Raw genomic sequence first — 26,455 nt, forward strand, 5'->3', positions numbered from 1 at the left:
GCGCTAAGCCGTCATTTTTTTAGCTATACATCACTTTATAAAAACAGCGGCAATGAAAATTCGCCATCACATTGCCAGAGGGGAGTCGTCAGATGGTGCTGATGATTGTCAGTGGTCGCTCAGGTTCAGGGAAATCTGTCGCCCTGCGCGCATTGGAAGATATGGGGTTCTACTGCGTAGATAATCTACCCGTGGTGCTACTGCCAGAACTGGCTAATACGCTTGCGGCACGTAACATTTCCGCAGCGGTCAGCATTGACGTGCGCAATATGCCGGAATCACCGGAAATCTTTGAGCATGCCATGGAGCAACTGCCACCAAGTTTCTCGCCTCAACTGCTGTTTCTGGATGCCGATCGCAATACGCTGATCCGTCGCTACAGCGATACCCGTCGCCTGCACCCGCTGTCCAGCAAGAATCTGTCGTTAGAAAGCGCGATTGATGAAGAAAGCGATCTGTTGGAACCGCTGCGTTCACGCGCCGATCTGATTATCGACACCTCAGAGATGTCAGTGCACGAACTCGCTGAGATGCTGCGTACGCGGCTGCTCGGCAAGCGAGAACGCGAGCTCACGATGGTGTTCGAATCATTCGGCTTCAAGCATGGCATTCCTATCGATGCCGATTACGTCTTTGACGTGCGCTTCCTGCCGAACCCGCACTGGGATCCGAAACTACGCCCGATGACCGGTCTGGATAAGCCCGTTGCATCCTTCCTCGACAGGCATACCGAAGTTCACAATTTCATCTACCAAACTCGCAGCTATTTGGAACTGTGGCTGCCGATGCTGGAAACCAATAACCGTAGCTATCTGACTGTCGCCATTGGCTGTACTGGTGGTAAACACCGTTCGGTGTACGTCGCAGAGCAGTTGGCAGACTACTTCCGCTCACGCGGTAAGAACGTACAGTCACGCCACCGTACGCTGGAAAAACGGAAACCCTCGTGATAGTCGGCAAACCAGTACAGCCAGGTAACCCATGACAGTCCGGCAAACGGTTGAAATTAAAAACAAGCTGGGTATGCATGCTCGCCCAGCGATGAAACTGTTCGAGCTGGTGCAGAGCTTTGATGCAGAAGTGATACTGCGTAATGACAGCGGCACCGAAGCGGAAGCCAGTAGCGTGATTGCCATGCTGATGCTGGACTCGGCCAAAGGTCGGCTCATCGAAGTAGAAGCCACTGGCCAAGACGAAGAACAGGCGCTTGCTGCCGTTATCGGGCTATTCGAAGCGGGGTTCGACGAAGACTAGCCATTTCCTTAGCAGGCTATCAACTGACCTTCGTGACAAGGATCGCTTCACTTTCCCCCCCGAACCTCCTACTATCCCTAATATCATATTTTCTTATACCCCCTGCTCCTCTGGGCGCGGGGGGTTATTTTTATATCATCTGAAAACATCAACTGGAGAGGAGTATGACGAAACCTAACCTGACAATCAGTGAATTGGATGCAGAACGTCTGGATAAGTTATTGGAGCAGCCCGCCTTTGCGGACAGCGATATCGCACAGGCGTTGAATGACGAACTGGATCGGGCAGAAATTCTGCCTTCAGCATCGATTCCCCCACATGTCGTCACCATGAATAGTCGGGTGCGTTTCCGCGATCTGAATACCAACGAAGAGCATATTCGCACACTGGTTTATCCAGCCGCGGTGAAAGACAGTAAAGAACCGCTGTCGGTGATGGCTCCGCTGGGCGCAGCACTATTGGGGATGCATGTGGGAAACGCTATCACCTGGCAATTGCCAAACGGTGAAGAGACGCGAATTGAAGTATTAGAACTACTCTATCAGCCAGAAGCCGCAGGCGAGTACCACCGCTAAGCCAGAGAAATGCTATAGAGTAACAGCCGTCGGACACTGCCGACGGCGACGGTTACTCATGCAAGTTAGGTTTATTCCCCTGCGATCTTCATCTCTGGCAGCAACACGGAACCACACTGGATATTGCTTCGGGTTTCGATATCATTCCCCACCGTCACAATATTGCGCAGCATGTCTTTCAGGTTACCCGCGATCGTAATCTCGCTGACCGGATACTGAATTTCGCCGTTTTCGACCCAGAAACCGGATGCCCCACGGGAATAATCCCCCGTGACACCGCTCACGCCTTGTCCCATCAGTTCGGTCACCAACAGGCCTTTGCCCATCTGTTTCAACATACCGTTGAAATCCAAACCTTGTCCGGCAATCCGCCAGTTGTGGATACCACCAGCGTGGCCGGTGCTCTGCATCCCCAGTTTACGTGCGGAGTAGCTGGTCATCAGCCAGGTCTGCAACACGCCAGCCTTCACAATGTCACGTGCCTGCGTACGCACACCTTCGCTATCGAACGGCGTAGAGGCCAGCCCTCTGAGCAGATGTGGATGTTCCTCAATCGTCAGCCACTCTGGCAGAATCTGTTGGCCCAACTTATCCAACAGGAAGGTGGATTTACGATAAACGCTGCCGCCGCTGATGGCACCAACCAAATGACCAAACAGGCCCGTCGCCACTTCCGCAGAAAACATCACGGGTGCCTGCATCGTTGACAGTTTGCGCGGTGACAGGCGGGATAACGTCCGGCGCGCGCACTCTTCACCCACCCATTCAGGGCTACACAAATCCTCAAGCGCACGGCCGACGGTGTAAGCATAATCCCGTTCCATATCGCCATTCACTTCGGCAATTACACAACTGGACATGGAATGGCGGCTGGAGCAGTAACTTTTTAGCAGGCCGTGGCTATTGCCGAACACCTTGACGCCGTAGTGACTGTTAAAGCTGCCGCCTTCGGTGTTGGTGATACGCTTGTCAGCCTGTAATGCAGCCTGCTCTGCGCGAGCCGCTAATTCAATACCACGATCCGCATCCAACTCGCTCGGATGGAATAGATCCAGATCCGGCGCATCAAAAGCAAGAAGATCGCGATCTGCCGGACCAGCAAAAGGATCGACAGAGGTATAACGGGCAATATCCAGCGCGGCTTGTACCGTACGCGCTATCGCATCTGGACTGAGATCGGTGGACGATGCGCTGCCTTTACGCTGTTGGTGATAAACCGTGATGCCCAAGGCACCATCGCTGTTGAATTCAACATTTTCAACGTCACCATAACGGGTACTGACGCTAATCCCCGTCGTTTTTGACACCGCGACTTCTGCCGCATCAGAACCGGCACGCGCCAGTTCCAGCGCCTGAGCAACCGCGAGTTCCAGCGCTTTACGCTGCTCTGCAACCTGAGTAGTTATCGTCATTGTTCTGCCATAATGAGTGGAAGAAAGCTCACCATTATCATCCCCGCAACAAGCACAAAGGGGAGGTATACTCTAAATACTTCGCGCAGCCAACGCATAGGCAACTTGAAGTATGACGAGCATAAAAAGGTGTAGCATAATGCTTTCTAGTCTAACAGGATCTACGGACAATTTCGCACAAAGCCCAAACCTGTTAGTATCAGCCTCTTTTTTCTGGTGGGCGCGCTGTTCACCATCCCGGAGCCGCTACGCGTAGCGTTAAGAATTGCTCCTGGACACTTTTTAGGAGCCAACCATGAAGCAAAAGTACGAAGACTGGCTAAACGACGTCCCGGATAATCAAGAAGACGACGAAGATGATGAAATTATCTGGGTCAGTAAAAGTGAAATAAAGCGTGACGCCGAAGCGCTGAAAGATCTCGGTGCGGAACTGGTTGATCTGGGTAAAAATGCGCTGGAAAAGATCCCACTGGACGACGATCTGCGTGCGGCAGTGGAACTGGCGCAGCGGATCAAGAAAGAGGGCCGACGCCGTCAGCTACAGCTGATTGGTAAAATGTTGCGCGCCCGCGATCCAGAGCCGATCCAAACCGCGCTGGATAAGCTGAACAACCGTCATAATCAGCAGGTGGCGCTATTCCACAAACTGGAACAGCTGCGCGACCGCCTGATTGCCGAAGGAGACGATGTGGTTCCAGAGATTCTGACACTGTATCCACATGCTGACCGTCAGCAGCTGCGTTCTCTGGTGCGCAACGCCCAGAAAGAGAAAGCTGCGAACAAACCGCCGAAAGCCACCCGTCAGATCTTCCAGTATCTGCGTGAGCTAGCTGAAACCACAGACTAATGGCGATAACGGGATGAGGAGTAACCACTACTCATCCCGTGCTTTACCTATATCTTATTGCGTTCACGATCAATTCAGATCGCGACATTCATTCAGATCACAGCCCGCCTAAATGCCAGGTTTTCACTTCCAGAAATTCGTCCAGCCCCAGTACAGAGCCTTCTCGACCTAACCCCGATTCTTTCACGCCGCCGAAGGGGGCTAATTCGGTTGAAACCGCGCATTCGTTAATACCAATCATGCCGCTCTCCAGCGCTTCTGCCACGCGGAACACACGCTGCAAATTCTGGCTGTAGAAGTAAGCCGCCAGGCCAAACGGCGTATTGTTGGCGCGTTCAATGACCTCTTCTTCCGTTTTGAAACGAAAACATGGTGCGACCGGGCCAAAGGTTTCTTCCTGCGCAAGGAGCATCGCTTCGTTAGCATCAACAATCACTGTCGGTTCAAAAAAGCTGTGGCCCAGCTTGTGTCGTTTACCGCCAACAAGTGCCTTGCCGCCTTTCTCCACCGCATCATTGACGTGTTTTTCCACCTTCTCGACGGCGGCATCATCAATCAGTGGGCCAAGCTCGACACCGTCATCCATACCGTTGCCGACCTTCAGCTTTTTCACTTCTTCTGCGAGCAGAGAGACAAACTCATCGTAGACGCCGTCCTGAATATAAAACCGGTTGGCGCTAACACAAACCTGACCTGCGTTACGGAAACGGTTAGCTATCGCGCCTTTCACTGCGGCCTGAATATCTGCGTCATCAAACACGATATAAGGCGCGTTGCCGCCCAGTTCCATCGACACTTTCTTCATGGTCTCTGCGGCGTTGCGCACCAGCGTTTTCCCTACCTCTGTTGAGCCGGTGAAGGAAATTTTGCGCACGTTATCGCTCGCCATGACAGTATCGCTTATCGCCTGCGTATCGCCCGCGACGCCGTTAAGCACACCATCCGGCACACCTGCTTTCTGTGCCAGCGCCAACAACGCAAACGCAGACAGCGGCGTGTTGTTCGCGGGTTTGATGACGCCGGTACACCCCGCAGCCAGCGCGGGCCCTAACTTACGCGTCAACATCGCCAGCGGGAAATTCCACGGTGTAATCGCCACAACGACCCCAACGGGTTCACGTGTGGCATAAATCTTCGAGCCGGGCTTGGCGGGAGGAATAATCTCACCGTTGACACGCTTTCCCTGCTCAGCAAACCACTGGATGAAATTCGCCGCGTAAACGACTTCGCCTTCGGCTTCCTGCACCGGCTTGCCCTGCTCTGCGGTCATTAACTCCGCCAGGTAGCGTTTATTCTCCAGAATCAGCTCGTACCAGCGATACAGAATTTCAGAACGCTCCTTCGCGGTTTTACGCTTCCAGGCAGGGAATGCGGCATGGGCAGCGTCAATCGCCGCCTGCGTCTCTTTCTTTCCCGCTTTCGCTACGCTGGCAATAGACTCACCCGTCGCCGGATTCACCACCTCGAAAGTGGTTCCGCCCTGTTGCCATTTCCCCGCTACGAAGTAGCCCGTTTTAAACAGTTCATGATCCTGCAAATGGTGTCCTGACATCGTGTTACCTCCTGAAAATGGTCATATCCCATGACGTTCTGTGGGAAGCTATAGATAATTCAGTATAGAAGTGATGGACACGGTCTGCGCTACTCTCGGATTAATCGTCAGGTTGGCTACACCGCTCTGTCCACTAACATTAGTTGCTCAGCGCATGCTGATAATCACGTAGGATCCCAGTCAATCGCCCTACTGGCGCGGTCACACTCGGGGGAAGCTGATGTTCTGTCAGCATCTGCTGATAGCACTCAAGCTCATCCAACAACTGCGTAAAATAACGGCTGCGAGTAGCATCGCGTCGGGCTGAAATCACCTGCTCCGCCGTCGCACGAATCTGGCGATGAAAAGCAGACAGCGCCGCGTTTTGCGGAATATCCAGCGTTCTCAGACGTTGGTGCATGATGATCAGCCACAGTGCGAGGCGATATTTGGCAATATCGTCAGGGAAGCGGCTCAGCAGCAGGAACAGCTGTTGGTACAGCGCTGGCAGATGATTCTCTTTTCGTCGCGCCCTGTTGGTGGTCAGCGCCGAAACCGCACCATACACAAAGCGATTCAACAACGTTCTCCCCGTATGCGCCTTGGTGTTATCCCGGATCAGCAAGATCACCATCAGCGCCAGAAAACAGCCGATGATCTGGCCGATCGCGCTGTCCAGAAACTGGCTAACGTTGAACGTCATCGGATTATCCAGCACCAGAATATTGATCGTACTGGCCAATGCGCCCAGCGAACCCAGCCGACGTTTTTGTACTTCAAGCCCGAGAAAGAAAGCCATCGCCCCCAGACTCAGACACAGCAGCAGCATACTTTGCTGCGTCGACGGCATGATAAACATGAACATCAGCGCACCCAGTGGCAACGCATAGATCGTTCCAAAAAGAAAATCCTTCGCCATCATCTGTGGATTCGGCAAACGCATGGCGAGCGACGTCACTACCGCAATCATCACCATACACACGCTGCCAGATGTCCAGCCAGTGCTGAGCCAGAACAGGCAGCCTAGCGCCGTCGCCACACCGGTGCGTAAACCATTAATCATGGCGTGATGGGTTTCCGCTGAGGGGGCTTTAATTTCAACATCGCTGTTGAGCACGTCAGCTTCTATCGTGTTGATGCGTCCATTGGCCCGCACGCCCTTCGCCAGTAGCAGATAGCGCGTCGCCGCTCCGACCCAACTGATCAGCATCGGCGGCACGTCACGGCTGTCCGCCGCAATCAGGTGGCGCAAGGCTTTCACACGGCAATGCACGTCGCGAAATGACTCAACAGGCTGATCCAACACCAGCTTCAGGCTACTTTTTACGGGAGTCGGAACATCCTGCAAAATCAGGTAAGTTTCACACGCCTGAGTGATCATCGTGAGCGATTGTGTATGCAACGACGTTAAGCGTCGATTGCTGTTCTGCCAGCGCGAGGACTCCAGCATCAGGCTGCTGCGCATACCGCTGAGCGCCGTTGTTTTGCGCACCAGCGCGTGCCATGCCGCATCTATCGCGTCTTTCTCCGTCCCGCTCATGCTGAGTTGCAGTAACCGATATTGATCCACCAGCAGTTCACCGATGCTACGGTCAACATCCTGCTTGATCGATCGTGGTGAGAACAGTAAATCAGCCAGAATGGCGCAAACGATGCCCAGCACAATCTCACTACAGCGCTCCACCGCGAACTGCGGCGTCAGCAGCGGCGTTCCCTGCGTCGACACAATAATAATCAACGCGGTATAGCCCGCCAGCCCGAATATATAGGCGTTTTCAACTTTAACCAGCGAGGAAACCCAGGTACAGAGGCCAGCCCAAATACAGCACAGCATCAGCATGACTACAGGCGCACGAACGGTAGCGATAATGATGATAAGCGCACCAATACAGCCAATAAATGTCCCGATAATACGCAAGATACCACGATGGCGAATCGCACCGGAAAACGGCTCGCCGCCCGCAGCAAATGCGGGGCCAGCCGCGACAATCGCCGCCGTCAGAACCGACCAGCGTGGCGTTTCCAACTGTAGATGGAATCCCAGAAATAGAGACAGTACAATCGCAAAACTCAGTTTAAAAGCGAAGCGAAGGCGCGCAAATTTTGGTGTCGTAAAGAACAGGGAACCTGTTAGTGAAGAGGTTTTCATCATCGCCTCACTTAGCCAAACTCACGCAGGCGATAGAGAAGGCGGATAAGCGGCGAAGGCTTTTTGTCATTATTGACCTGCTCACCGGTAACCACCACAGTCGCCGTCGTACCGGCAGGATAGAGGTCACCCATCTGCCGATCGAGGCGGATTTTTACCGGCACGCGCTGCGCTAAACGTACCCACTCCAAATTGGAATCTACGTTAGCCAGACCTTTAGTGTTCGCACTGTTGCTGCTGTTATTTATCCCAGCCGCCACGCTATCAACGGTGCCGTAAAATATCTTTTCGCTACCCAGCGGGGTGATTTCCGCACGATAGCCACGGCGAACGCCTTCAAGCTTGGTCTCTTCCATGTACGCCAGCAGGTAAAACGAATCCTTCTTCACCAGTGCTACCGCCGTATTACCGCGTTCGATGAACTCACCGCTTTGCACATGCAGGTTAGTCACCCAGCCGTCGGCAGGGGCACGTACCACGGTGCGCTCCAATTCCAGTTTCGCCAGCGACAATACCGCCTGCGCTTTAGCAAGCTGGTGCGTTGCGGTTTCTAACGCATTACTGGACTGATCGATATTTTCCTGTGACATCGCACTGACACCCAGCCGCGCCCGACGTCCTGACTCCCGGCGTTTTTCCGTCACTAGCGCCTGATAGTAAGCAACATCGGCTTCCGCCTGCGCCACGGACTGGTGGTAGCGTGGCTGGTCGATGACAAATAACACATCGCCTTTGTTCACCAACTGATTGTCTGTGACGCGAACATCGGTCAGCAACCCGCTGACGTCCGGAGCTATCGCCACCACGTCCGCCGTGAATTTGGCATCACGCGTCCAGGGCGATTCGGTATAAAACGCCCAGACACGAAAAATGGCCACAATTGCACACAGCACAATCACCAGCGTGATGACTACACGGCTCAGTTTTTTGATCAGCGCGGCCTGCTGCCTAAACAAGGTTAAAAAGAAATTTTTCACAAATGCCTCACAGACCGTAACGGAACAGTAAATAGAACAAGCAGCAGAACAACGCACTGTTAAACAGCGCCGGATGCCAAACAAAGTCATAGATACCCGTCGGTTGCAGCAAGCGGTTCACGACAAAAAACAGGGTCAGCGACACCAGCAAGACAAAAAATACCGGGGGAAATGACAGCCCGAACAGCACCATAACCGGGAGTGAACTCATCCTCTTTTCCTTTTTCTATTAGGTAGCGGTAGCGATCAAGCGTGCTACCGGATGGTAAATGATGTCGTGCAATAGCGCAGCGTAGTGCTGACGTTCAGCATCGACAAAAGCGCTTCATCCCGCAGGCTGACGGCCAGCGGATTGGATAGCGGTAAACTGATGAGTAGCGGTGTCAGCAGGAACTGACTAACGATGGGAAATCAGCGCACGATCTACATTGGGTAAATAAACACAGCCATTGGCTAACTCTGGGTGGTAAATACTCATGGGCAACAGCAAGGACGGTGTCTGTTCACTTTCAGCTTCAAGCAACGCTTGCCGCTTGAACGATGGCGGACAATGTTCCACTCGGCATCACCGGATAGGCTATATTATGGATGCTTATTATCACCTTATCTACATAGCGTGATCTAAATCACTTTTAAGCCAGAGTGAATAATGGAAAGACTAAAAAGTATGTCGGTGTTTGCCCGCGTGGTGGAATTTGGTTCTTTTACCGCCGCCGCACGCCAGTTGCAGATGAGCGTATCCGCCGTCAGCCAGACCGTTACCAAGCTTGAAGATGAGCTACAGATTAAGCTGCTTAACCGCAGTACGCGCAGCATTGGCCTGACGGAAGCGGGGAAAATTTACTACCACGGCTGTCGCCGCATGCTGCATGAGGCTCATGAAGTCCATGAGCAGCTTTATGCCTTCAACAACACGCCGATCGGCACGCTGCGCATCGGCGGTTCCTCCACTATGGCGCAGAATGTGTTGTCCACCATGACGGCCGCGATGCTGAAGGAATATCCCGGTTTGTCCGTCAATCTGGTTACCGGAATTCCGGCTCCCGATCTGATCGCCGACGGGCTGGATATCGTTATCCGCGTCGGCGCACTACAGGATTCCAGCCTGTTCTCGAAACGCCTGGGCTCGATGCCGATGGTGGTCTGTGCCGCAAAAAGCTATCTGGCACAGCACGGCACGCCGGATAAGCCAGCAGATATGGTGAATTTTTCCTGGCTGGAATACAGCGTAAGGCCCGACAGCGAATTTGAGCTGATCGCACCGGAAGGCATCTCGACCCGCGTCACGCCACAAGGACGCTTTGTCACCAATGACCCACAAACGCTGGTACGCTGGCTCAAGGCCGGCGCGGGCATCGCGTACATTCCGCTCATGTGGATTGTAGACGAGATCAATCGTGGCGAAATCGAGATTCTATTCAACCGCTACCACTCCGATCCGCGTCCGGTCTACGCGCTCTACACCCGCAAAGACAACCTGCCGCTGAAAGTACAGGTCTGCATTAACTACATGACGGAATACTTCAAAAACGTTGCCCTCACGTATCAAGGCTATCGGCAGGATCATGGCGAGGAAAAAAAGTAGGTTTTGCAAAGAGAAAATGCGAAGCGTTTTCCCCTTTCATATAAAACGCATCCCCATCCCAGCATCCGTGCGTTATACCTCTTTCTTCGTTCAGGAAAGTAAAATCACATGGATAAGGTACGAATAAATTCGTACAATATAGGTAAGGAATGGGATTCAAGGATGCCAAAAAGCAGCTTATTGTCTGTTTGCATTCAGGTAATGTTCTGCATGAAGCCAGAGGGAATATCGGCACGAAGAATTTGCTGGCAACCGGACAAACATCAATAACAGAACTCATTGATATTATTTATCAATCTGCGGGGACAGCCTACTCTTCTTCACCCCATCATTTTGCAGCACATATTGATGTTCATATCATCCGTTGCCGCTATCGGGGAGTGCCGTGGTATATCAAATGGTACTTTACCGAACCGGATTGTGTCTTTATTAGCGTCCACCATTGAGGCGATGACATGAAAATTTTCAAAGTCGGCGATACACAAGGAGCGCTCTGTAATACCTGCCAGTCATATGAAACAGCGACGTTTCAACTTAAAAACGTCCCATTCAGTGACAACAGTGGCGTGGTGAAACAGGTTCTAGTGGGCGTTTGCGATCGCTGCGGGAATGTTGCCATCATCCCCCATCAGTCCACCCCCATGATTAAGAAAGCACTAAATGTGCAGCTTAAAGCGCTGGAAAGTCGAGTCCCCACGCACATGATTGACATCCTAAATCTGGCAAGTTGCGAATTAGGTGGGGAGCCCGATTTTATTCCCACGCTGATGAAATACTATCTTCACACTCTGGCGGCTGACCACGCAGCGGCAAAAGATATCCCGCGTTTTCTACAAAGCGATTTGGCAAAAGGAAAATCCGAGAAGCGCCTTTCTCTTAAAGGCAGACATGTTGCGACAGACATTGACGTACTAAAAACCACGACAAACATCTCCAGCACAACAGATCTGTTAAAAGGCATTGTTCTCAAAATTAAGGAAGATGTTTTGGTACAGCGGGATGAGATACACATCAAGCAGCTCAAATCGATTATTGCTGCCGTGTCCTGATTTTGTACTCCGCTACATAAAAAACCGCGCTAATAAAGCGCGGTCTTAAAGGAAATCAGGATTCAGAGCAAATTACGCGGTGCCGCCGACGGTCAGGCTTTCCAGCTTCAGCGTAGGCTGACCAACACCGACGGGCAGGCTTTGCCCTTCTTTACCGCACACGCCGACGCCTTTATCCAACGCCAGATCGTTGCCGACCATCGAGATCTGCTGCATCGCTTCAATGCCGGAGCCAATCAACGTCGCGCCCTTGACTGGCGTGGTGATACGGCCTTTTTCGATCAGGTACGCTTCGGATGTCGAGAAGACGAATTTACCAGAGGTAATATCGACCTGACCGCCGCCAAAGTTTGGCGCATACAGGCCGTATTCGACGCTGGAGATAATCTCTTCCGGCGTGGATTTCCCAGCCAGCATGTAGGTGTTTGTCATACGCGGCATCGGCAGATGCGCATAAGATTCGCGACGACCATTACCCGTCGGCGCAACGCCCATCAGACGAGCGTTCAGCTTGTCCTGCATGTAGCCTTTCAGCATACCGTTTTCGATCAGGACATTGTATTGCCCCGGAACGCCTTCATCATCCATCGAGAGTGAACCGCGACGCCCACTCAGCGTACCGTCATCCACCACCGTACACAGCTCGGACGCGACAAGTTTGCCCATCTGTCCGCTGAAGACTGATGTCCCGCGACGGTTAAAATCACCTTCCAGACCGTGACCGACCGCTTCATGCAACAGCACGCCCGGCCAGCCTGCGCCCAGCACCACAGGCATAGGCCCTGCCGGAGCAGCCACAGCCGACAGATTAACCAGCGCCATGCGTACCGCTTCTTTTGCCCACGCGTCAACGCGAGGTTCGCCGTCCGTCACTTCCCAGAAATACTCATAGCCGCCACGCGTGCCGCCGCCGCTGCTACCGCGCTCACGTTTACCTTCCGCTTCGACCAGCACGCTGATCGACAGACGAACCAGCGGACGCACATCCGCTGCCAGCGTGCCGTCCGTCGCAGCCACCAGCACCAGTTCATACACGCCGGTCAGGCTAGCGGACACTTCCTGCACCCGTGTATCCGCAGCGCGAGCAACCGTATCCGCACGTTGCAACAGTGCGATTTTATCTTCACGCGTCAGGCTATCCAGCGGATTCAACGTTGGATAGAGCGCACGATGCGACACTTCACCCAGCGTGCGCGCCGTACCAGTGCCTTGTTCCCGCACAATGCTGCGTGCTGCCTGCGCGCTCTGATGCAACGCATTCAGCGTGATCTGATCCGCATACGCAAACCCGGTTTTTTCACCGTCAATCGCACGGATACCCACGCCCTGATCGATGTTATAGGAACCGTCTTTGATGATGCGATCTTCCAGTACCCAGGATTCATGGTAGCTGGATTGGAAATAGAGGTCGGCATAATCCAGTCGACGCTCATTAAGCGACCCCAGCACAGCGGCGAGATCGTCAAGATTCAATTTGTTGGCGGTGAGTAACTGCTCACTGACAAACGAAAGGCTCATAGTTTTTCACTCTTTATCAGATAATCGGCTGAGTACGCTGCGCTGCCCTAATGGCATTATTCGCCTTTCTTCTTGTTCGGCTCACGCAGCACTTCCTGAATCTTTGGCTGATCGAGGCTACCGGAAATCTGGTAGCGAATCAGCGAAATCTTGTTCCATAGCGGTGCCAGTACTTTACTGGCAGCAAACACTGCGGCCCCCACAACCGGATTGACGGCAAATGCGGTCGCCACGCCCACCGTCGCAGATATTTCCGGGGCAATAACCGCTTCCATATTGACCTGTCGCTTAGCGAGGTCGAGATCGCCTTTCATCGCGATGTCCGCCTCCAACCCGTCGATCAGCATATCATCAGTATGCAGCACGCCATCTTTAATCCATGCGGTGCTGCTAATCGAGTCGAAGTAGAACCCACGACCAAACGTATCACTAAAATCGAACCGCAGCTTACGCATCAGCGCATCGAAGCTCAATAAACGCAGCAATTGACCGGCCTGACCAGCACCGACTTCGGCAATTTCACCTTTGCCAATGCGCATGTGCAATATTCCACTCAGGCTGGCAATATCCGGTGCCCAAGGCGTCCCACGCCAATACAGATCGTAATCTACATCGAAAGAACCGGCCTTCAGCGGTGAATCGACGCCAAACCAGTTAGCATTCTGTTCCAGACTGTCCCCCGTCAGGCGGCCTTTTAGCGCAGTCCGCACGCCTTCTGCATTTTCCTGCCAGGATCCGTTTACCGTCAGACGAGCCTTACCTGTATCAATGATACCGTCCGTCAGCGTTAATTTTTCCTTTTCTGGCAGCATCGTTCCCTGAATACGTCCCATATTCTGCCCGACAATCCAGCACTGGCGACAGTTAACCGCCAGCGACGGCCAGTCCTCAAAGCTGATACTCGGATCGTTCAGAGGCGATTTTTTCTCCGCCAGCGCCACCGGGTTGGTCGCTTCGTTGCCTTTCCACTGAGGATTGTAGTAGAGATAATTGATGTCGCTGCGCCATATGCCGCGATTGGGTATCTCAACCTTTCCGTCAATTTCACGTCCTTTCGCCTGCACTTCACTACCGCCAAGCGTATTTTTTCGCGTGATTTCCAGATCGTGCCACTGCTGTCCTAACAGTTGCAGCTCAGGCGTTCGCAGCGTCACCGACTCAGGAAAACGGAAAGCACTATGCGATTTCTTCCCTTGCGCCGATGTAGAGGTACGCAGCGATGGCAGAAGCCCCAGCCAGCTTTCGGCATCCAGCGGTGGCAGATCGAGCACCAAAGCGGAATCTTCTGGTAATGCCGGTGCCGCGGCTGCCGCATTCTGCCAGCTTGCCCGAGACAGCGTCACGGTGTCGCCTTTCAGCAGCCATTGGCTATTGAAACGGTTATCTTTGCCCACTCGCCCCTGCATAGTAAAACCCTTCAGGTCACCACTGGCTTTGACTTCCAGCGGGAGGCTCTCGCCAGCAGGCTTATTTAGCGGGTTAGGTAAGTGACTGCTTACTTTATTTAAATCGGCCTGTACATCAACATCGTAGGTTGTTTTACCCGAGTGCAGCAGGTTGACCGCTACCGTACTTTTCCAGTTAGCCGTGCCGGACAGTGCTTTGATTGTCGATGCCGGTAAACCGGGCAATAACGCGGGCTGCCAGTCACCCTGCAAACCCACATTCACCAGAAAAGCTTTCGCCTGCTCTTCCGTCGTGAAATTCACCGCCATCGGCTGATTCAGCCAATTTGCCTGTAGCGTTTCACTGCGTAAATTGCCGTTTTCATAGCGGAACTTACCCGTAAGATTGTGAATCGTGGTATCCAGAGGTTTGATATACAGGCTGTTATTATTCAGTGTAATGTCACCACTGGCACGGACATCATCACCGACAAGCGGAATATCCAGATGCAGCGTGCCTTTCACCAGCCCGCCAATTTTTAGCTCATCCAGCGCCGTGCCCAACGAAGATTTCAGCGGCGTTTGATGAAAATAGTTCCCCACTTCAGACCCAGGCCCTACAACCTCACCATCGATAAACAACCGCTCTTTTTCATAATCAGGAATGACCGCGCTAATATTTTTGCCTTCCACCTTACCCAGCCAGGTTTGCGGCGCAAACATCCACAGACCGTTATTAGCGAAATCCAGATTGATATCCAGCGGCGTCAGCGCAGGCCAGCCCGGTTGAAACTCAAAGGTAGCATTTTTAATCGGCACCCAGACTTCAAACTGGCCTTCGTTGTGGGTATACGGGAAATGCTGCGGATTACCGGCAAAGATCAGCGTCGCATTATCGACACGCCCACCTTTCAGCGCGCCGCTCAAATAATCCACCACCTCAGTGCCCATAAATCGTTCAGGATAATAGCGCCAGGCATCCGACGCATCGGTCATCTGGATTCCTGCCAGAATATCCAACCTCGGTTCCTGCTTAGCAGGCTGCTCGTAACGGAAATCACCGTTAGCCCACAGTGATTTCGCCTGTACGTCCAGCCCATGGCTCCAGAGCAATAGACCTTGCGCGTCATTACGCCAGTCTAGCGTGCCGCTGGCCTGCTTGATTTCCAGCGGCGCGCGGAACATATCCACATAAGGCAGCGTGCTCTGCTTTAATGCTATGCTGACCTGGCCACGCTCGGCACTGCCGCGGGCAGAACCGGAGAAGTGATTGACGCCCGGCAGCAATTTCCACTGCTTCCAGCTCACATCCTGCCAATTGGCGTGAAAGCGGCTTCTTTCAGGCTGTTGCAGAGGGATATCGACGGCAACGGTATTCAGCGTGCCCGTCGGTTGCAATTCATCCCAGCGCGTTTTCAATTCTGGCGTCGTACCAGACAACAACGGAAGCAGCGTGCTTACCCGCTCCAGCGCCAGATTACTGGCTCGAATGCGCAGTTCTTCCTGCCGATCCGGCCCCAGCATGTGTTCATTTTTGGGCAGCCACAGGGCAGAAAGCCGACCTTTCGGCCAGGCGACACCATCCGTTGCCAGATTCAACGTGGGAACATCCACCTGCCAGCCATTTTCCTGACGGCTGACATGTAGCGTCATATCATCCACATTCAGACGATGCGCGCCACTTCCCTCACCCCAATTTGCCGTTCCCTGATTAAGGCGCACATCACCACTGTGGAGCCCGCCATCACGGACGTTGAGCCACGCCGCCAGACTAAAATCTGCGCTTTCAAGCCCGGTGTTGTTTTTCATCCAGCGGCTGAGCCATGGCTTCATATCGATATTGTCAGCTTGCAGGTAGAACGTACCGTTGCCAAGCAACCCCTGCTCATCGCGCAAATCCATGCGCATCTGCACCACACCGTGCTGGCCGTTAAAACTCGACAGGCTAATCAAACCTTCTGCACGGTGGCGTTTGTCGGAGTTCAGCCAGGTCAGTTGAGGAATACTAAGTTCCGCTCGGGAACCGGAAGGGGTAAGAAAGGTAATCTGGCTATCACGCAGGTCAAAGTGGTCAAACTGGCGCAGGAAAAGATCGCTGACCTTTCCTGACTCCATCAGTTTGCTATCCTGCTGCTGCCCATTAAATTGGCTATTAAGATCGAGCTTTAACTGATGAAACGTGAGATCGCGGAACTGCCAGCGCCCGTGCAACAGCGACTGCCACACATCCAGCGCCAGCGTAATACGATCAACCTGCCAGTCTGACTCCGGCAGAGACGTGCGAAATTTTTCAATTTCCAGCGTGGGGCCAAAGGACTCCCAGCGCCCCGTCATTGAGCCGATTTCTAACGGAACACCGGCAGCAGACTGCGCCCAGGCCACCAGCTGTGGCCGGAAATGATCGAGCTGTGGCAGCACCAGTCTTAAGCCGCTGACTAACAGCGCAACCATCACGACAAGAGTGGCACCCGTGATGACTAATATTCCGGGCAGTCGCCTCACTAATTTCTCCTTCTTTCGTCGCCGACGACGAGCGCACGAATTTACATCATTACGACGTCAAACTGCTCCTGGCTATACAGGGGTTCGATTTGTACTTTGACCTGCTTGCCGACGAAAATTTCAACCTCAGCTAACGCGTGCGATTCTTCACTTCTCAGCGCTTCACCCACAGCCGGTGAGGCATAAACCAGGAAACGGTCGGTGTCATAAGCGTGGTGGACGCGCACAATTTCACGCATGATTTCGTAGCAGACGCTTTCTACCGTCTTCACGGTGCCACGACCATGACACGTCGGGCATTCATGACACAACACGTGTTCGATACTCTCACGCGTGCGTTTGCGCGTCATCTCTACTAATCCTAGTTGAGAGAAGCCGTTAATACTGGTTTTAACCCGATCTTTACTCAGCGCCTGCTCCAGTGAATGCAGCACCCGCCGACGGTGATCTTCGTTATTCATATCGATGAAATCGATAATAATGATGCCACCGAGGTTACGCAGGCGCAGCTGTCGCGCTATAGCCTGGGTCGCTTCGGTATTGGTATTGAAAATGGTTTCATCCAGATTGCGGTGGCCGACGAATGCTCCCGTATTGATATCGACGGTCGTCATGGCTTCTGTCTGATCGATAATCAAATAGCCACCGGACTTCAGTTCAACCTTTCTGTCCAGTGAACGCTGGATCTCATTTTCCACATCAAACAGGTCAAAAATCGGTTGCTTACCCGCATAGTGTTCAAGTTTGCGCGTCATCTCCGGGATGTATTCGGCGGTAAATTCCAGCAGCGCTTCATACGTCAGTCGGGAGTCAATACGAATACGATCCAGCGCAGCCCCTGCGAAATCACGTAAGATTCGCTGTGCGAGCGCCACTTCACCGTAGAGCTTACATTTGCTTTGGTTGCGCTTTTTGCGCTCCATCACCTTGCCCCACAGGCGCTTTAGGAACGCCGCATCCTGCGAGAGTTCTTCTTCACCGATCCCTTCCGCGGCGGTACGAATAATGAAACCACCGTCATCATCGCAATAGTCAGCGACCGTTTTCTTTAAGCGATCGCGTTCCACTTCACTCTCAATGCGCTGTGAGACACCAACGTGCGATGCGCCGGGCATGAACACCAGATAGCGCGACGGCAGTGTGATGTCGGTAGTCAGACGCGCGCCTTTGGTTCCCAGCGGATCTTTGACCACCTGAACCATAAGGTCCTGTCCCTGACGCACCAGTTCGGCGATATCACGGACGTTAAAATTCTTTTGTTCGTCACCGGCAACGCATTCGGTATGCGGCATAATATCGGACGCGTGCAGGAACGCCGCTTTATCTAAGCCGATATCCACAAACGCCGCCTGCATACCCGGCAGGACGCGGCTCACGCGGCCTTTATAAATATTGCCGACAATACCGCGTTTCGCATCACGCTCAATGTGAATTTCTTGCAGAATACCGCCGTCGATATAGGCAACGCGCGTTTCTGACGGTGTAACGTTTACCAGTAACTCAGCAGTCATGTTTTCCTCTTGCACTCCGCAATGCAGCAAAATTACTGAATAGCTCATGAGTTTCTACCAGCGGCAGCCCAACGACCGCGTAATAGCTCCCGTTAAGCGACCGGACAAAGCATCCACCTTTGCCCTGAATACCATAAGCCCCGGCTTTATCCATCGGCTCACCGCTAGCGATATACCGTTCGATATCCTGCTGCGAGAGCGGACGAAAGACGACATCGGTTATCACCAGACAGCTCAAGATATCGTCTTTATCTACCAGCGCGACGGCCGTCATCACCTGATGTTGTTTTCCGGACAGCTGGTTCAGCATCTCTGCCGCATGAGTTTCGTCTTGCGGCTTTTCCAATACCTGACCGTTCAGCACCACGATGGTATCCGCCCCCAGAACCGGTAAATCGAACGGTGCAGCCGCAACCCCCGCGGTCGCTTTTTCGTACGCCAGACGTCGGACGTAAACCTCCGCAGCTTCCTCTGGTAAACGCTGTTCTTCCACCGCGACATTCAGCACAGAAAAAGGAATATCGAGCTGCGTGAGCAGTTCGCGACGGCGGGGAGAAGCGGAGGCCAGATAAAGCTGAGTCATGAATCACCTTATTGCACAGTAAACTGACGACGAATTTTACGCATCAGTAGGAACAGCCACGGCCAGAGTACGCCATCAACGACACTATTCCAGAATGTTTCCGGCCGGAAAGAGACATTAATAACTAAAAATTCTGCCCAAAATACTGTGAGATCCATCAGCAGCGACAAGAGCATGACGATTAATGCCTGCTGCCATAGCGCCATATTTCGGAATAGCTGGAATTTAAAGGCGACCAGATAAGCAACAATGCTAAGTGCCAGCGCCCGTACTCCCAGTGTAGACCCAAGAATCAGGTCCATAATCAGGCCCAACACAAATCCTGTGCCGACATTCACCCGATGTGGCAATGCCATCACCCAGTAAATGAGAAACAGCGTCAGCCAGGAGGGGCGAAACATGTAGATTTCATCCGGCCACGGCATAATCTGCAAGACCATAGCGATCAGAAAAGAAAGCCAGATAATCCAGTTGCCATGCCTGCGATAACGGTTCATTGGCGGCCTCTCTGTGGCTCAGCGGCGGGCGTGGCGGCATCAGGTGGAAGCGGCGGCCCCATTTCGTCAGGCGATGGTAAAACCTGCGGCATCATCTGCATCAGACGCTCATTAGCAACCCGATGCACTTCCGCTGGCGGCAGCGACGTAGTGGAGTTGTTTTCCACGCCCCATAGTAATAACAGATAGCGTAAGCGTTGCAGCCCCGCCGTCGGGCGAGCTTGAATAATCGTATAGGCCCGCTGCGTATCCTCTTTAACCGATGATACTACTGCGACCGGATACCCTTCGGGGAAACGTCCGCCCAGACCCGATGTGACCAGCACGTCACCCACTCGGATGTCTGTATTATTAGGGAGGTGCTCTAGTTGCAGATCGTCGGTGCAGCCATTACCAGCAGCAATCACACGGATATCATTGCGTAGCACCTGAATCGGCAACGCGTGGGAAACATCACAAATCAACAAAACCCGGCTGGTAAACTGGCCAACCGCCACAACCTGACCCACCACGCCTTTATCGCTGATGACCGGTTGCCCTTCATACACGCCGTTCGCCTGACCTTTATCGATCACAACCTGATCGCTGTAAGGGTCGGTTCCGGCGGACATCACCTGTGTCACCATCTTCTGCTCATCCTGACGCAGCGGCGAGCCCAGCAGTTCACGTAACCGCGCATTTTCCTGCTTAAGCTGGCCCAGCAGCAACAGGTCACTGTTTTTCATCAACAGTTCCTGACGCAGTGCGGTGTTTTCAACGCCTAATTGCTCACGAGTTGCCAGTGATGCAGACATATTGTCCAGAACCTGGCGGGGCCCATTCGCCAGAAAATAGAATGGGCTGACAGTGGTGTCCATATACGTTCTGATTTTGACGAACGAACCGAGCCGACTGTCCGCAACGATCACGACAATCGCGGTAACGACAGCAAGAAAAAGTCGTAATTGCAGGGAAGGTCCCCTGCTAAAAAGCGGCTTCATAGAATTTGCGTATTCCTCGACAGCAACCTCAAATCGCCTTTGGCGATTTTTAACGTCACAAAGCAGCACCCCGTAGGGCGAGTTTCATTGAGCAGGCAAATAAAAAAGGGGTAACCACGAGAGATGAAAAACGCAGGCGTTCATCCATCCGGTCCCCCCTTTTTTCCAGACAGGATTACTCCTCGCTGAACAAATCGCCACCGTGCATGTCGATCATTTCCAGCGCCTTGCCACCACCACGCGCAACACAGGTCAGCGGATCTTCAGCTACCACAACCGGAATGCCGGTTTCTTCCATCAGCAAACGATCTAAGTTACGCAACAGCGCACCGCCGCCGGTTAGCACCATACCGCGCTCGGAAATATCGGAGGCCAGTTCCGGTGGGCACTGTTCCAACGCTGCCATCACCGCGCTGACAATACCCGTCAACGGCTCTTGCAGCGCTTCCAGAATTTCGTTGGAGTTCAACGTGAATCCACGCGGTACGCCTTCAGCAAGGTTGCGGCCGCGCACTTCAATCTCCAGCACTTCGTCGCCCGGATAAGCGGAGCCGATTTCATGCTTGATACGTTCTGCCGTCGCTTCACCGATCAGTGAACCATAGTTACGACGAACGTAGTTGATAATCGCTTCATCGAAGCGGTCACCGCCAATACGTACAGAAGAGGAATACACCACGCCATTGAGCGAGATAACCGCAACTTCCGTGGTACCACCACCGATATCCACAACCATGGAACCGGTCGCTTCGGATACAGGCATGCCAGCACCGATCGCTGCCGCCATCGGCTCTTCGATCAGGAAGACTTCACGGGCACCTGCACCTAGCGCAGATTCGCGAATGGCACGACGCTCAACCTGAGTCGCCCCGACCGGAACACATACCAGCACGCGCGGGCTTGGACGCATAAAGCTATCGCTATGCACTTGCTTGATGAAGTGCTGCAACATTTTTTCCGTCACCTGGAAATCGGCAATCACACCGTCTTTCATCGGGCGAATCGCCACGATATTCCCAGGTGTCCTGCCCAGCATCTGCTTAGCGTCATGACCTACCGCCGCAACGCTTTTTTGGGAACCGGAACGATCCTGACGGATCGCAACCACAGAGGGTTCATTCAGTATGATGCCCTGCCCTTTAACATAAATCAGGGTATTGGCGGTACCCAGGTCGATGGACAAGTCGTTGGAAAACATGCCACGAAATTTCTTAAACATAACTAAAGGATAATCCTGCAAGCTGGGGGCGAAAAATAAATCCGCCTACTTTACCAACCACACGAAGCAGCGACAAGGCACGAAAAGGCTCTGCTTCGGTGAAAAATAAGTCTGCGTTGCGCACGTCGGCGTCAGGGAGAAGGCACAAAATGCTTTCTCCTCAGGCGGCAAGGTATCTTACCACTGTCCACCCGACAGAATTGCGCTAACACAGGACATAAAAGCTAACATTTAATCGGATTGACGCTAACGTGAGCACACACTAACCGATTTAACAACCGCCTCATTCTACGTCAATTTGAACAGGACGTTTATACTAAACACGATGCCGCGGTGAATATTTTTTCAGCTCATCCGTAACAAGGACTGACGCGGCAAAAAAATCGCCTTGCCCGCCATAAACGCCCTTGCCCAGCAGCATCCGCCACTCCTCTTTAGTACGCACGCCAGCGGCAAACACCCGCGTTTGCGTTCCTTTACACGCCTCAGTCAGGCTTTGTACAAAAAGCTGATTTTCCGGACGGCGTTCAAGGCTGCGCACCAAACCGGGATGAAGCTTGATGACCTCCACGGGAAGTGACTTGATATACGTCGTGCTGACCAACGTCAAACCCGCCTGCGTAACTGCCAGGCGACAGCCTAATCCCAAAATCAAATTGAGAACCGGGCGCAGGCGGCCGATATATTGACAAACATCTGCCTCAGCAAGTTCAAATAAAATGCACTGCCGCTGCATTTTCGGACATTGCAGCAATATTTCTTTCAGCCAGCGCAAAAAAGGTTTTTGTAAAAGTGAGTCCACACTTACCGGTAGAGCCAGTGTTTCTCCAGGCCAGTTCGCTGACAAATCCACAATTCGTGTAACTAACTGCCGATCATAGCTGGTCGCCAGTCCCAGCTGTTGCACCAGCGGCATATACTCGGCCGCAAGCAGTTCCTGTTCCCCGTCATAAATCCGGCTCATCATTTCACGATGATGCACAACGCCCTCTTTGGTGACCGCAGGCTTTTGATACAGTCGCGGCCCGCCGCGCGCTAACGTCTGTTCCAGCAAGGTACGCCACTTCACGCTGCCGCGACTTTTATCTGGCACCTGTCTGTCAAACACACACCAACTGTTACCGCCCTGCAATACCGCATTGCGCGTCGCGTCCTCCACACTTTCCATCACCTGCTCGGCGCTTTGCCCGCCACGATAAGCACAGATGCCAATGTGGAGAACCTCCTCGCGGTCGATCAACGGGCAGGCCGGGAGAATATCGATAGCTTTCACCAGTTGCGTGGCAATCGCATTGGCTTCTTTTAGCGTACTGTGGGGGAGTAACACGGTGAAATCGCTGCTGAAATAACGCGCCAGCAGCGCAGAGGGATAACGCATGACAAATGTCGACAGCAGGTTAACGAGAGTAAAACGATACTCCTGAAGCACACTGCTATAACCATGTGTTTCCTGCAACGTTTCAAAATCTGGCACACGGATCATCATGACGATGCCGTGCGTCCCCACCTCTTCACTATCTTCCAACTGGGTGGTCAGTTGATTATCGAAAAACAGACGGTTACTTAGTCCGGTTTCAGAATCTTGCGCGGCGAAAGCACGGATCAAGGTATCAACCCGCCCACGTTCCTCACGCGCTTGCACTAAATCGGCCAACAGTTGATCGAGTGCTCCGCTGGTATTGACGGGCCATTCACGTACCGACCCCCGCATAACCGATTCACGCTCACCCTTGAGAATACGCTGCGCGCGCTTTTCCAACTCTTCCTGTCCAGCAGCCTGTCGGCGTAGCCAGCGAATGGAGAAATACAGCATCAGAAGCATTAAGCCAGCGGCCAGCAACACCGACAGCGTCGAAACCACTAAGCGCGGTAAACCAATCAGCGGATCGACATATTTTAAGACGATCGCCATGTTCAGATGATGCATCAGTGGAAATTCGACCTCATGATAGAGGTGCGTTCGTTGCCAGCCAAGCTCGGGCAACTGTATTGAATAGAGAGGCGAATCGTTATCCTGAATCTCCAGTGCGACAATGCCTGCCGTTTTCATCATTCCCGGCAGCCAATACTGGATATTTTCGGGCGATTGCACTAATAACGCCTGATCGATGCTGGCCGTGACCTCACGTAGCTGTTGCTCGGTTCGCAACTGACTGTAATAACAGAGGCTAAATATACTACTGAAAAACATAAGAAAAATGGCGATAACCGTCAGAAATACTATGAGTATCGAGAATCTGGTCGTAAATCCCATCCCTGCGTCCTATTCCAAATAATTGTCATTTCTGCGAGTTTGTTGTTTTTTATCAGTTCGCATAAGTCAGCTACAACGCATAGTACCAGCACTAGCGAAGGTAACGGTATTAACCAATAGTATCTGTAATAACTATACCCTAAATAATTCGAGTTTCAGGACAAAACGCTAGCGTTTTGAACAACGCAAAGCGTTGGCCCGCTAGGGCGAAGCACACGCAAGTGTGCCGAGTAACGCAGCCAACAAACATGCAACTTGCAGTATGACGGGTATATAGTCGTTAATGACTTCCCCATTTTTAATCCTGCTACAGGAGATAGCCCATGCAGGCTTTAGTTCTTGAACAGTCAGACGGACTGACTCACGCTCAGATTCGCGAGATTGAGGCGGAGCAGCTTCCCGCTGGGGATGTGACTGTTGATATCAGTTGGTCCGGCATTAATTATAAAGATGCGCTTGCTATTACAGGCAAAGGCAAAATTATCCGTAACTTCCCCATGGTTCCAGGGATCGATTTTGTCGGAACCGTGCGCCACAGCGACAGCGATCGGTTTTCCGTCGGCCAGCCCGTCATCCTGACTGGTTGGGGCGTGGGTGAAAACCATTGGGGCGGACTGGCGCAACAGGCACGCGTGAAGAGCGATTGGCTGGTTCCGCTACCCACGTCGCTGGAGGCACGTAACGCCATGATTCTTGGCACGGCTGGCTTTACCGCAATGCTGTGCGTGATGGCGCTGGAAGAGGGTGGCATAACCCCAGAAAGCGGCGACATTATTGTGACGGGTGCCAGCGGCGGCGTCGGCAGCACGGCAGTCGCTCTGCTTGCAGAGCTAGGCTATCAGGTCACCGCCGTCAGCGGTCGTGCTGACAACACCGATTATCTGAAAAAGCTGGGAGCCAAACAGGTGCTGGATCGCAGCGAATTCAGCGGAAGCCCGCGTCCGTTAGAAAAACAACGTTGGGCTGGCGCGGTTGATACCGTCGGCGATAACGTGCTGGCGACGCTGCTGGCGCAGATGGATTACAACGCAACGGTTGCTGCGTGCGGTCTGGCGGGCGGTATCGCGCTGCCAACTACCGTGATGCCATTTATTTTACGCAATGTTCGTCTGCAAGGCGTGGATTCCGTCATGGCACCACTGGCACGCCGTCAGCAAGCGTGGGAGCGTCTCGCGACCATCCTGCCTGAGTCGTTCTACCAGCAGGTGACACAGGAAATCGGGTTGGAAGACGTGCCCGCTGTCGCCGCTGCGCTGCTGGAAAACAAAGTCACCGGTCGCACGCTGGTGAAAATCAGCTAACGTATTTCGTTGATGCACCAATTTACGGAACGAAAACGGTGATAATGGAATAGAAGAGTAAAGCGTCCGCGACATCCCTGTCGCGGCTCGAGCGTACAAGGATGTATTCACAGCGTCTTTACGATCTATCCATTATCATCGCTCGGCGCACTATCAGTAACATAGGGTACCTTCGGGTGACTGTTACACCCTGCAAAAAAGTATTTCATCTCTCCTGTCGCAATTTTTACCGCAAGTCATCTATAACTAAGTGAACGGTAAGCATTAAAAACGCCACTTTGCGTCAAAAAATAACGACTGGCGGGAGTTCACATGCACAAACATCGCAAGTTCACGGAAGCCGACGTTACCCCGGAATCCCTCTTTTATCAGCGTCGGCGCGTATTAAAAGCGCTGGGGATTTCCGCTGCGGCGCTGTCATTACCGTTTTCCGCGCAGGCTGACCTGCTTGCGTGGTTTAAAGGCAGCGATAAACCTAAAGCCCCGCCGGGTAAACCGCTCACGTTTAACCAACCCGCTGACTGGAAGCTCGATCTGCCGCTCACGCCGGAAGATAAGGTCACGGGCTATAACAACTTCTATGAATTCGGCTTGGACAAAGCCGATCCGGCGGCCAATGCGGGCGGATTAAAAACCGACGGCTGGACCATCAAGATAGACGGTGATGTCGCCAAACCGCTCACGCTGGATATCGACGATTTGCTAAAACGCTTTCCGTTGGAAGAGCGGATCTACCGTTTTCGTTGCGTCGAGGCGTGGTCAATGGTGATTCCGTGGGTCGGGTTTGAATTGGCCAAGCTGATTAAATACGCCGAACCCACCAGCAACGCGCGCTACGTGGCGTTTCAGACGCTTTACGATCCAGAGCAGATGCCGGGGCAAAAAGATCGCTTCATGGGCGGCGGATTAGACTATCCCTATGTAGAAGGATTACGGATAGATGAAGCCATGAACCCGTTGGCACTGCTGGCTGTCGGTGTTTATGGCAAGACACTGCCGCCGCAGAACGGTGCACCCATCCGGCTAGTTACACCGTGGAAATACGGCTTCAAGAATATCAAATCTATCGTGCATATCCGGCTCACCCGCGAACAGCCACCCTGCACGTGGAATCTGGCAGCATCGAACGAATATGGCTTCTATGCCAACGTTAACCCACATGTCGATCACCCCCGCTGGTCGCAGGCGACAGAACGCGTCATCGGATCAGGCGGTCTGCTTAACGTTGAGCGTCAACCTACGCTGTTGTTCAACGGCTATGCAGAGCAGGTCGCCTCGCTGTATCGCGGTCTGAATCTACGCGACAACTTTTAGCTATCGCATCCT

General features: G+C 53.0%; 22 protein-coding genes. 9 read left to right on the plus strand and 13 right to left on the minus strand.

Annotation, left to right across the window (positions count from 1 at the left end):
• Nucleotides 1-92: 92 nt before the first annotated feature.
• The 3 genes from rapZ to rnk all read left to right on the plus strand — a co-directional run bounded on the left by rapZ (nucleotide 93) and on the right by rnk (nucleotide 1,829).
• Entirely contained in the window at nucleotides 93-950 is an 858-nt protein-coding gene (gene rapZ, locus KP22_RS15280) for an RNase adapter RapZ (RefSeq protein ID WP_010296630.1), read from the plus strand.
• Between the two features lie 31 nt (nucleotides 951-981).
• Nucleotides 982-1,254, plus strand: coding sequence for a PTS phosphocarrier protein NPr (npr, locus tag KP22_RS15285; RefSeq protein ID WP_011091918.1), 273 nt, complete (start codon nucleotides 982-984; stop codon nucleotides 1,252-1,254).
• 164 nt (nucleotides 1,255-1,418) lie between these two features.
• Complete coding sequence (rnk, locus tag KP22_RS15290; protein ID WP_039304022.1) at nucleotides 1,419-1,829, plus strand: nucleoside diphosphate kinase regulator; 411 nt, start codon at nucleotides 1,419-1,421, stop codon at nucleotides 1,827-1,829.
• A gap of 71 nt (nucleotides 1,830-1,900) precedes the next feature.
• Here the strand turns inward: rnk and pmbA are convergent, their stop codons facing one another.
• The gene (pmbA, locus tag KP22_RS15295; protein ID WP_039304021.1) at nucleotides 1,901-3,241 is read right to left on the minus strand and encodes a metalloprotease PmbA; all 1,341 of its coding nucleotides are present in this window, start codon (nucleotides 3,239-3,241) and stop codon (nucleotides 1,901-1,903) included.
• Between the two features lie 295 nt (nucleotides 3,242-3,536).
• On the opposite strand from pmbA, the gene yjgA reads away from it, so the two are divergent.
• Nucleotides 3,537-4,088, plus strand: coding sequence for a ribosome biogenesis factor YjgA (yjgA, locus tag KP22_RS15300; RefSeq protein ID WP_039304019.1), 552 nt, complete (start codon nucleotides 3,537-3,539; stop codon nucleotides 4,086-4,088).
• Nucleotides 4,089-4,185: 97 nt separating this feature from the next.
• On the opposite strand, the gene KP22_RS15305 is transcribed toward yjgA, so the two are convergent.
• From KP22_RS15305 to aaeX, 4 genes are all read right to left on the minus strand, one after another.
• Entirely contained in the window at nucleotides 4,186-5,640 is a 1,455-nt protein-coding gene (locus tag KP22_RS15305) for an NAD-dependent succinate-semialdehyde dehydrogenase (RefSeq protein WP_039325097.1), read from the minus strand.
• Between the two features lie 139 nt (nucleotides 5,641-5,779).
• Nucleotides 5,780-7,768 carry a p-hydroxybenzoic acid efflux pump subunit AaeB gene (aaeB, locus tag KP22_RS15310; RefSeq protein WP_039304014.1) on the minus strand — a complete coding sequence of 663 codons (1,989 nt, stop codon included), beginning with the start codon at nucleotides 7,766-7,768 and terminating at the stop codon, nucleotides 5,780-5,782.
• Nucleotides 7,769-7,779: 11 nt separating this feature from the next.
• Complete coding sequence (gene aaeA / locus KP22_RS15315; RefSeq protein ID WP_039304011.1) at nucleotides 7,780-8,745, minus strand: p-hydroxybenzoic acid efflux pump subunit AaeA; 966 nt, start codon at nucleotides 8,743-8,745, stop codon at nucleotides 7,780-7,782.
• Nucleotides 8,746-8,752: 7 nt separating this feature from the next.
• Nucleotides 8,753-8,956 (minus strand): p-hydroxybenzoic acid efflux pump operon protein AaeX, encoded by a 204-nt coding sequence (gene aaeX / locus KP22_RS15320; protein WP_005975424.1) that lies wholly within the window; start codon nucleotides 8,954-8,956, stop codon nucleotides 8,753-8,755.
• Nucleotides 8,957-9,394: 438 nt separating this feature from the next.
• Here aaeX and aaeR point away from each other — a divergent pair, with 438 nt between their 5' ends.
• The 3 genes from aaeR to KP22_RS15330 all read left to right on the plus strand — a co-directional run bounded on the left by aaeR (nucleotide 9,395) and on the right by KP22_RS15330 (nucleotide 11,379).
• Nucleotides 9,395-10,330 (plus strand): HTH-type transcriptional activator AaeR, encoded by a 936-nt coding sequence (gene aaeR / locus KP22_RS15325; RefSeq protein ID WP_039325098.1) that lies wholly within the window; start codon nucleotides 9,395-9,397, stop codon nucleotides 10,328-10,330.
• Nucleotides 10,331-10,479: 149 nt separating this feature from the next.
• On the plus strand, nucleotides 10,480-10,776 hold the full coding sequence (locus KP22_RS21860) for a hypothetical protein (protein WP_072012592.1): 297 nt from the start codon (nucleotides 10,480-10,482) through the stop codon (nucleotides 10,774-10,776).
• 9 nt (nucleotides 10,777-10,785) lie between these two features.
• A complete protein-coding gene (locus KP22_RS15330; protein WP_039325099.1) occupies nucleotides 10,786-11,379 on the plus strand; it encodes a hypothetical protein in 594 nt (197 codons plus the stop codon).
• Between the two features lie 72 nt (nucleotides 11,380-11,451).
• Here KP22_RS15330 and tldD read toward each other — a convergent pair whose 3' ends face one another.
• From tldD to csrD, 8 genes are all read right to left on the minus strand, one after another.
• Nucleotides 11,452-12,897, minus strand: a complete 1,446-nt coding sequence (tldD, locus tag KP22_RS15335; protein WP_039304002.1) for a metalloprotease TldD — start codon at nucleotides 12,895-12,897, stop codon at nucleotides 11,452-11,454.
• 56 nt (nucleotides 12,898-12,953) lie between these two features.
• The gene (gene yhdP / locus KP22_RS15340) at nucleotides 12,954-16,784 is read right to left on the minus strand and encodes an AsmA2 domain-containing protein YhdP (RefSeq protein ID WP_039325100.1); all 3,831 of its coding nucleotides are present in this window, start codon (nucleotides 16,782-16,784) and stop codon (nucleotides 12,954-12,956) included.
• 41 nt (nucleotides 16,785-16,825) lie between these two features.
• Nucleotides 16,826-18,295, minus strand: a complete 1,470-nt coding sequence (rng, locus tag KP22_RS15345; protein ID WP_039303998.1) for a ribonuclease G — start codon at nucleotides 18,293-18,295, stop codon at nucleotides 16,826-16,828.
• A complete protein-coding gene (locus KP22_RS15350) occupies nucleotides 18,285-18,878 on the minus strand; it encodes a Maf family protein (RefSeq protein WP_039303995.1) in 594 nt (197 codons plus the stop codon). Before KP22_RS15350 ends, rng begins: the two co-directional genes overlap by 11 nt.
• An 8-nt stretch (nucleotides 18,879-18,886) precedes the next feature.
• Complete coding sequence (gene mreD / locus KP22_RS15355) at nucleotides 18,887-19,375, minus strand: rod shape-determining protein MreD (protein WP_011091903.1); 489 nt, start codon at nucleotides 19,373-19,375, stop codon at nucleotides 18,887-18,889.
• Nucleotides 19,372-20,355, minus strand: a complete 984-nt coding sequence (gene mreC, locus KP22_RS15360) for a rod shape-determining protein MreC (protein WP_039303993.1) — start codon at nucleotides 20,353-20,355, stop codon at nucleotides 19,372-19,374. The genes mreD and mreC overlap by 4 nt, the downstream gene beginning before the upstream one ends.
• 175 nt (nucleotides 20,356-20,530) lie before the next feature.
• Nucleotides 20,531-21,574, minus strand: a complete 1,044-nt coding sequence (gene mreB / locus KP22_RS15365; RefSeq protein WP_039303992.1) for a rod shape-determining protein MreB — start codon at nucleotides 21,572-21,574, stop codon at nucleotides 20,531-20,533.
• Between the two features lie 316 nt (nucleotides 21,575-21,890).
• Nucleotides 21,891-23,828 carry an RNase E specificity factor CsrD gene (csrD, locus tag KP22_RS15370; protein ID WP_039325101.1) on the minus strand — a complete coding sequence of 646 codons (1,938 nt, stop codon included), beginning with the start codon at nucleotides 23,826-23,828 and terminating at the stop codon, nucleotides 21,891-21,893.
• Between the two features lie 323 nt (nucleotides 23,829-24,151).
• Between csrD and acuI the strand changes: the two genes are divergently transcribed.
• Nucleotides 24,152-25,129, plus strand: coding sequence for an acrylyl-CoA reductase (NADPH) (gene acuI, locus KP22_RS15375; protein WP_039303988.1), 978 nt, complete (start codon nucleotides 24,152-24,154; stop codon nucleotides 25,127-25,129).
• A 312-nt stretch (nucleotides 25,130-25,441) separates the two neighbouring features.
• A complete protein-coding gene (gene msrP / locus KP22_RS15380) occupies nucleotides 25,442-26,443 on the plus strand; it encodes a protein-methionine-sulfoxide reductase catalytic subunit MsrP (RefSeq protein WP_039325102.1) in 1,002 nt (333 codons plus the stop codon).
• The last annotated feature ends 12 nt before the right edge of the window (nucleotides 26,444-26,455 follow it).

Origin of the sequence: Pectobacterium betavasculorum (genome assembly GCF_000749845.1) — a bacterium.
GTDB classification, from domain to species: domain Bacteria; phylum Pseudomonadota; class Gammaproteobacteria; order Enterobacterales; family Enterobacteriaceae; genus Pectobacterium; species Pectobacterium betavasculorum.

Bases quoted from the DNA above. Each gene is read 5' to 3' on its own strand.
- rapZ (WP_010296630.1), top strand. From the start codon at position 93: ATGGTGCTGATGATTGTCAGTGGTCGCTCAGGTTCAGGGAAATCTGTC.
- npr (WP_011091918.1), top strand. From the start codon at position 982: ATGACAGTCCGGCAAACGGTTGAAATTAAAAACAAGCTGGGTATGCAT.
- rnk (WP_039304022.1), top strand. From the start codon at position 1,419: ATGACGAAACCTAACCTGACAATCAGTGAATTGGATGCAGAACGTCTG.
- pmbA (WP_039304021.1), bottom strand. From the start codon at position 3,241: ATGACGATAACTACTCAGGTTGCAGAGCAGCGTAAAGCGCTGGAACTC.
- yjgA (WP_039304019.1), top strand. From the start codon at position 3,537: ATGAAGCAAAAGTACGAAGACTGGCTAAACGACGTCCCGGATAATCAA.
- KP22_RS15305 (WP_039325097.1), bottom strand. From the start codon at position 5,640: ATGTCAGGACACCATTTGCAGGATCATGAACTGTTTAAAACGGGCTAC.
- aaeB (WP_039304014.1), bottom strand. From the start codon at position 7,768: ATGAAAACCTCTTCACTAACAGGTTCCCTGTTCTTTACGACACCAAAA.
- aaeX (WP_005975424.1), bottom strand. From the start codon at position 8,956: ATGAGTTCACTCCCGGTTATGGTGCTGTTCGGGCTGTCATTTCCCCCG.
- aaeR (WP_039325098.1), top strand. From the start codon at position 9,395: ATGGAAAGACTAAAAAGTATGTCGGTGTTTGCCCGCGTGGTGGAATTT.
- KP22_RS21860 (WP_072012592.1), top strand. From the start codon at position 10,480: ATGGGATTCAAGGATGCCAAAAAGCAGCTTATTGTCTGTTTGCATTCA.
- KP22_RS15330 (WP_039325099.1), top strand. From the start codon at position 10,786: ATGAAAATTTTCAAAGTCGGCGATACACAAGGAGCGCTCTGTAATACC.
- tldD (WP_039304002.1), bottom strand. From the start codon at position 12,897: ATGAGCCTTTCGTTTGTCAGTGAGCAGTTACTCACCGCCAACAAATTG.
- rng (WP_039303998.1), bottom strand. From the start codon at position 18,295: ATGACTGCTGAGTTACTGGTAAACGTTACACCGTCAGAAACGCGCGTT.
- KP22_RS15350 (WP_039303995.1), bottom strand. From the start codon at position 18,878: ATGACTCAGCTTTATCTGGCCTCCGCTTCTCCCCGCCGTCGCGAACTG.
- mreD (WP_011091903.1), bottom strand. From the start codon at position 19,375: ATGAACCGTTATCGCAGGCATGGCAACTGGATTATCTGGCTTTCTTTT.
- mreC (WP_039303993.1), bottom strand. From the start codon at position 20,355: ATGAAGCCGCTTTTTAGCAGGGGACCTTCCCTGCAATTACGACTTTTT.
- mreB (WP_039303992.1), bottom strand. From the start codon at position 21,574: ATGTTTAAGAAATTTCGTGGCATGTTTTCCAACGACTTGTCCATCGAC.
- csrD (WP_039325101.1), bottom strand. From the start codon at position 23,828: ATGGGATTTACGACCAGATTCTCGATACTCATAGTATTTCTGACGGTT.
- acuI (WP_039303988.1), top strand. From the start codon at position 24,152: ATGCAGGCTTTAGTTCTTGAACAGTCAGACGGACTGACTCACGCTCAG.
- msrP (WP_039325102.1), top strand. From the start codon at position 25,442: ATGCACAAACATCGCAAGTTCACGGAAGCCGACGTTACCCCGGAATCC.